The sequence below is a fragment of the Pseudomonas bohemica genome, from assembly GCF_002934685.1.
GTDB classification, from domain to species: Bacteria; Pseudomonadota; Gammaproteobacteria; order Pseudomonadales; family Pseudomonadaceae; genus Aquipseudomonas; species Aquipseudomonas bohemica.
This window is the reverse complement of record NZ_NKHL01000101.1, coordinates 104,815-105,066: the sequence shown is the minus strand read 5'-3', so window position 1 is coordinate 105,066 and position 252 is coordinate 104,815. Positions and strand designations below refer to the sequence as shown.

At 66.7% G+C, this 252-nt stretch carries 1 protein-coding gene; it reads right to left on the bottom strand.

Features of this window, described 5'->3' with window-relative positions; translation table 11 throughout:
- The coding region (locus tag CE491_RS30225) for a hypothetical protein (protein ID WP_199885063.1) at positions 1-252 on the bottom strand (252 nt) is incomplete at both ends.

Below are 252 nucleotides of genomic sequence, written 5' to 3'. Positions count from 1 at the left end.
TTGGCCATGTACGAGGCCTGACCGCTCGCGTCTACGGTCAAGGTGCCGTACAGCCCTTGAATCACCGTGCCGACGCCGCCAAAGACCGGGCTGGAAGTGTCGCTGCCCGCCCGCACGCCGACGATCAGACCGCCCGCCCCCGCGCCATCGGCCCCGGCCAGGTCGTTGGCGAGAATATTGCCGCTGGTCTCGCCACCTTCCTTCACATAGCCAATGTCCGCGGTTGCCTGCGGCACATCGTCGGTCACGTGA